This is a genomic window from Mesorhizobium sp. M1E.F.Ca.ET.063.01.1.1, from assembly GCF_003998155.1.
In the GTDB taxonomy this organism is placed as follows: domain Bacteria; phylum Pseudomonadota; class Alphaproteobacteria; order Rhizobiales; family Rhizobiaceae; genus Mesorhizobium.
The window spans coordinates 1-428 of record NZ_RZSC01001650.1 but is presented as its reverse complement, the minus strand read 5'-3'; the positions used below and the strand labels follow the sequence as shown (position 1 = coordinate 428).

1 protein-coding gene is annotated in these 428 nt (G+C 68.9%); it reads left to right on the top strand.

Going from position 1 to position 428, the window contains the following annotated elements; translation table 11 throughout:
• A partial coding sequence (locus tag EOA29_RS40250; protein ID WP_127222599.1) for an NAD(P)H-hydrate epimerase occupies positions 1 to 428 on the top strand: 428 nt, incomplete at both ends.

Sequence of the window (428 nt, the reverse complement as noted above, 5' to 3'; positions counted from 1 at the left end):
ATCGCGGAAGGTCCGCTCGACGGTTACGGGTTGATGCGCCGTGCCGGTGAGGCGGTCGCGGCCGTCGTGCTGGCGCGCAACCCGGCGGCGACGCGGGTGCACGTGCTGTGCGGTCCCGGCAACAATGGCGGCGACGGCTACGTCGTGGCGCGGTTGCTGGCCGAGGCCGGCGTCGATGTCGCGGTGTGGGTATCGGGCAAGCCGCGGGCCGGCAGCGACGCCGCGATTGCCGCGGCGGAGTGCCCGGTCGCGCCCCGACCGCTGACGACATTTGCCCCTGATTTCGGCTCAATCGTCGTCGATGCGCTCTACGGGGCAGGGCTGTCGAAGTCGCTGCCCGTCGACGCTACGAACGCCATCGATTTTGCCAAATCCCTGCTCTTGCCGGTTGTTGCGATCGATTTGCCTTCGGGAGTCTCCGGCGATAC